This window comes from Microbacterium sp. AISO3, from assembly GCF_002204305.1.
Taxonomy (GTDB): Bacteria; Actinomycetota; Actinomycetes; order Actinomycetales; family Microbacteriaceae; genus Microbacterium; species Microbacterium arborescens.
Window position 1 is genome coordinate 1 of sequence record NZ_NHRF01000020.1, and the last position, 5,483, is coordinate 5,483.

The 5,483-nt window shown below is 55.0% G+C and carries 3 rRNA genes; all 3 read left to right on the top strand.

The features are described from left to right. Positions 1-257 precede the first annotated feature (257 nt). The 3 genes from CBF90_RS16005 to rrf all read left to right on the top strand — a co-directional run bounded on the left by CBF90_RS16005 (position 258) and on the right by rrf (position 5,474). Positions 258-1,777: ribosomal RNA gene (locus CBF90_RS16005) — 16S ribosomal RNA — on the top strand. Between the two features lie 374 nt (positions 1,778-2,151). After that, positions 2,152-5,258: ribosomal RNA gene (locus tag CBF90_RS16010) — 23S ribosomal RNA — on the top strand. A 99-nt stretch (positions 5,259-5,357) separates the two neighbouring features. After that, a 5S ribosomal RNA gene (rrf, locus tag CBF90_RS16015) occupies positions 5,358-5,474 on the top strand. The 16S, 23S and 5S rRNA genes sit together here, the layout of an rRNA operon. Positions 5,475-5,483 lie beyond the last annotated feature (9 nt).

Here is a 5,483-nt window from a genome sequence, read left to right on the forward strand (position 1 = left end):
GGGTGGGGTATGGTTGTGAAGTTGCCCTCTGGGCTGGCTGTGAGGTCAGTTGGGGGAGCGTCCGATCCTTGAGAACTCAACAGCGTGCACTTGTCAAATGCCAAATAACCTCGACTCCACTTCGGTGGGGTGAGATTCCTTTGGATCAAAGACCTCCTCTTTGGGGGAGGCAACGGATAGTCAGCAATGATTTATCTCTTTGGTCAGCATCAAACTCGCTGCTCCAGTCTTTTTCCGGCTGGTCGCAGCAAATTTTCTTTACGGAGAGTTTGATCCTGGCTCAGGATGAACGCTGGCGGCGTGCTTAACACATGCAAGTCGAACGGTGAAGCAGAGCTTGCTCTGTGGATCAGTGGCGAACGGGTGAGTAACACGTGAGCAATCTGCCCCTGACTCTGGGATAAGCGCTGGAAACGGCGTCTAATACCGGATACGAGCTGCGACCGCATGGTCAGTAGCTGGAAAGAATTTCGGTCAGGGATGAGCTCGCGGCCTATCAGCTTGTTGGTGAGGTAATGGCTCACCAAGGCGTCGACGGGTAGCCGGCCTGAGAGGGTGACCGGCCACACTGGGACTGAGACACGGCCCAGACTCCTACGGGAGGCAGCAGTGGGGAATATTGCACAATGGGCGCAAGCCTGATGCAGCAACGCCGCGTGAGGGATGACGGCCTTCGGGTTGTAAACCTCTTTTAGCAGGGAAGAAGCGAAAGTGACGGTACCTGCAGAAAAAGCGCCGGCTAACTACGTGCCAGCAGCCGCGGTAATACGTAGGGCGCAAGCGTTATCCGGAATTATTGGGCGTAAAGAGCTCGTAGGCGGTCTGTCGCGTCTGCTGTGAAAACCCGAGGCTCAACCTCGGGCCTGCAGTGGGTACGGGCAGACTAGAGTGCGGTAGGGGAGATTGGAATTCCTGGTGTAGCGGTGGAATGCGCAGATATCAGGAGGAACACCGATGGCGAAGGCAGATCTCTGGGCCGTAACTGACGCTGAGGAGCGAAAGGGTGGGGAGCAAACAGGCTTAGATACCCTGGTAGTCCACCCCGTAAACGTTGGGAACTAGTTGTGGGGTCCATTCCACGGATTCCGTGACGCAGCTAACGCATTAAGTTCCCCGCCTGGGGAGTACGGCCGCAAGGCTAAAACTCAAAGGAATTGACGGGGACCCGCACAAGCGGCGGAGCATGCGGATTAATTCGATGCAACGCGAAGAACCTTACCAAGGCTTGACATATAGAGGAAACGTCTGGAAACAGTCGCCCCGCAAGGTCTCTATACAGGTGGTGCATGGTTGTCGTCAGCTCGTGTCGTGAGATGTTGGGTTAAGTCCCGCAACGAGCGCAACCCTCGTTCTATGTTGCCAGCACGTAATGGTGGGAACTCATGGGATACTGCCGGGGTCAACTCGGAGGAAGGTGGGGATGACGTCAAATCATCATGCCCCTTATGTCTTGGGCTTCACGCATGCTACAATGGCCGGTACAAAGGGCTGCAATACCGTGAGGTGGAGCGAATCCCAAAAAGCCGGTCCCAGTTCGGATTGAGGTCTGCAACTCGACCTCATGAAGTCGGAGTCGCTAGTAATCGCAGATCAGCAACGCTGCGGTGAATACGTTCCCGGGTCTTGTACACACCGCCCGTCAAGTCATGAAAGTCGGTAACACCTGAAGCCGGTGGCCCAACCCTTGTGGAGGGAGCCGTCGAAGGTGGGATCGGTAATTAGGACTAAGTCGTAACAAGGTAGCCGTACCGGAAGGTGCGGCTGGATCACCTCCTTTCTAAGGAGCATCTGACTCTTCGGAGTCCAGAACCCAGTTCGAAGGCACATGTTCTTCGCTGGGAGCTCATGGGTGGAACATTTGACATGGTGCGAAGGATGAGGTTCTTCTCTAGTACGCCGCTTGCGGTGGGAACGGGGAGGGTTTCGGGTGTCGCACCTGCACGCTGTTGGGTCCTGAGGGACCGGATGAGAGTCCGTAACCTCTGGGCCTTTTCTTCATGCTGCTTGGGTGGCATGTGGGGAGGGTACCGCCCGTACTTTGAGAACTACACAGTGGACGCGAGCATCTTCGATGCGACACCTTCGGGTGTTGTGTCGTGAAGATGATCTTAAAGATCATTAGTCAATTTTTTGACGATTCAACTCATGTGATTTCAAGTCTTTAAGAGCAAACGGTGGATGCCTTGGCATCTGGAGCCGAAGAAGGACGTAGCAATCTGCGATAAGCCTCGGGGAGTGGATAAGCACACTGTGATCCGAGGGTGTCCGAATGGGGAAACCCCGCTGGGCGGCGTGCCGACCTAGTGACTCCCGCCTGAATATATAGGGCGGGTAGAGGGAACGTGGGGAAGTGAAACATCTCAGTACCCACAGGAAGAGAAAGCAACAGCGATTCCGTTAGTAGTGGCGAGCGAAACCGGATCAGGCTAAACCTTGCGTGTGTGATAGCCGGCAGGCGTTGCACGTTGGGGGTTGTGGGACTTTTCTGATCATTCTGCCGAGTGGTCGACGTTACAAGAAGGTATAGACGAACAGGTTTGAATGCCTGGTCATAGAGGGTGCGAACCCCGTAGTCGAAATGCTTCTCTTGGCGTGAAGAGTATCCCAAGTAGCACGGGGCCCGAGAAATCCCGTGTGAATCTGTCAGGACCACCTGATAAGCCTAAATACTCCCAGATGACCGATAGCGGACAAGTACCGTGAGGGAAAGGTGAAAAGTACCCCGGGAGGGGAGTGAAATAGTACCTGAAACCGTTTGCTTACAAACCGTTGGAGCCTCCTTAGTAGGGGTGACAGCGTGCCTTTTGAAGAATGAGCCTGCGAGTTAGCGATACGTGGCGAGGTTAACCCGTGTGGGGTAGCCGTAGCGAAAGCGAGTCTGAATAGGGCGATTCAGTCGCGTGTCCTAGACCCGAAGCGAAGTGATCTATCCATGGCCAGGTTGAAGCGACGGTAAGACGTCGTGGAGGACCGAACCCACTTAGGTTGAAAACTGAGGGGATGAGCTGTGGATAGGGGTGAAAGGCCAATCAAACTTCGTGATAGCTGGTTCTCTCCGAAATGCATTTAGGTGCAGCGTTGCGTGTTTCTTGCCGGAGGTAGAGCTACTGGATGGCCGATGGGCCCTACAAGGTTACTGACGTCAGCCAAACTCCGAATGCCGGTAAGTGAGAGCGCAGCAGTGAGACTGTGGGGGATAAGCTTCATAGTCGAGAGGGAAACAACCCAGACCACCAACTAAGGTCCCAAAGCGCGTGCTAAGTGGGAAAGGATGTGGAGTTGCTCTGACAACCAGGAGGTTGGCTTAGAAGCAGCCACCCTTGAAAGAGTGCGTAATAGCTCACTGGTCAAGTGATTCCGCGCCGACAATGTAACGGGGCTCAAGCACGCCACCGAAGTTGTGGCATTGACATTATTGGTAGGCCTTCGTGGTCCAGCCGTGTTGATGGGTAGGAGAGCGTCGTGTGCCGGGTGAAGCGGCGGGGTGACCCAGCCGTGGACGGCACACGAGTGAGAATGCAGGCATGAGTAGCGAAAGACGTGTGAGAAACACGTCCTCCGAAAGACCAAGGGTTCCAGGGTCAAGCTAATCTTCCCTGGGTAAGTCGGGACCTAAGGCGAGGCCGACAGGCGTAGTCGATGGACAACGGGTTGATATTCCCGTACCGGCGAAGAACCGCCCAAGCTAATCCAGTGGTGCTAAGAGTCCTAACCCGGGCTTAGTTGATCCCTTCGGGGTGAGACGGTCCGGTCTAACGCTCGACCCCATGCTGGTGCGGCTAGCGTATTAACAGGTGTGACGCAGGAAGGTAGCCCAACCCGGGCGATGGTTGTCCCGGGGCAAGTGCGTAGGCCGAGTCATAGGCAAATCCGTGACTCATACAGGCTGAGACACGATGCGGATAAAAAGTGGGTGATCCTATGCTGCCGAGAAAAGCATCGACGCGAGGTTCTAGCTGCCCGTACCCCAAACCGACTCAGGTGGTCAGGTAGAGAATACCAAGGAGATCGAGAGAATCGTGGTTAAGGAACTCGGCAAAATGCCCCCGTAACTTCGGGAGAAGGGGGGCCTTCCACTTATTAGGATTTACTCCGAAAGGGTGTGGAGGCCGCAGAGACTAGTGGGTAGCGACTGTTTACTAAAAACACAGGTCCGTGCCAAGTCGCAAGACGATGTATACGGACTGACGCCTGCCCGGTGCTGGAAGGTTAAGAGGACCGGTTAGCCGCAAGGCGAAGCTGAGAATTTAAGCCCCAGTAAACGGCGGTGGTAACTATAACCATCCTAAGGTAGCGAAATTCCTTGTCGGGTAAGTTCCGACCTGCACGAATGGCGTAACGACTTCCCAACTGTCTCAACCGCGAACTCGGCGAAATTGCACTACGAGTAAAGATGCTCGTTACGCGCAGCAGGACGGAAAGACCCCGTGACCTTTACTACAGCTTGGTATTGGTGTTCGGTGTGGCTTGTGTAGGATAGGTGGGAGACTTTGAAGCGGTGACGCCAGTTACCGTGGAGTCATTGTTGAAATACCACTCTGGTCACTCTGGATATCTAACTTCGAACCGTAATCCGGTTCAGGGACAGTGCCTGGTGGGTAGTTTAACTGGGGCGGTTGCCTCCCAAAAAGTAACGGAGGCGCCCAAAGGTTCCCTCAACCTGGTTGGCAATCAGGTGGCGAGTGTAAGTGCACAAGGGAGCTTGACTGTGAGACTGACAGGTCGAGCAGGGACGAAAGTCGGGACTAGTGATCCGGCAGTGGCTTGTGGAAGCGCTGTCGCTCAACGGATAAAAGGTACCTCGGGGATAACAGGCTGATCTTGCCCAAGAGTCCATATCGACGGCATGGTTTGGCACCTCGATGTCGGCTCGTCGCATCCTGGGGCTGGAGTAGGTCCCAAGGGTTGGGCTGTTCGCCCATTAAAGCGGTACGCGAGCTGGGTTTAGAACGTCGTGAGACAGTTCGGTCCCTATCCGCTGCGCGCGTAGGAAATTTGAGAGGATCTGACCCTAGTACGAGAGGACCGGGTTGGACGAACCTCTGGTGTGCCAGTTGTTCCGCCAGGAGCACCGCTGGTTAGCTACGTTCGGGATGGATAACCGCTGAAAGCATCTAAGCGGGAAGCCGGCCTCAAGATGAGATTTCCATGCCTTCGGGCGAGAGGCTCCCAGCTAGACTACTGGGTTGATAGGCCGGATGTGGAAGCGTGGTAACACGTGAAGCTGACCGGTACTAATAAGCCGATGACTTGATAACACACCGTTTTTGGTGCTTGCGTCCACTGAGTGGTTCTCGATGTACGGTCGAGAACCGCATAACGATCAATCGTTGTGCAGACTGAAACATCAATAGTGTTTCGGCGGCCATAGCGTGAGGGAAACGCCCGGTTACATTCCGAACCCGGAAGCTAAGCCTCACAGCGCCGATGGTACTGCAGGGGGGACCCTGTGGGAGAGTAGGACACCGCCGGACTTCTTTCGT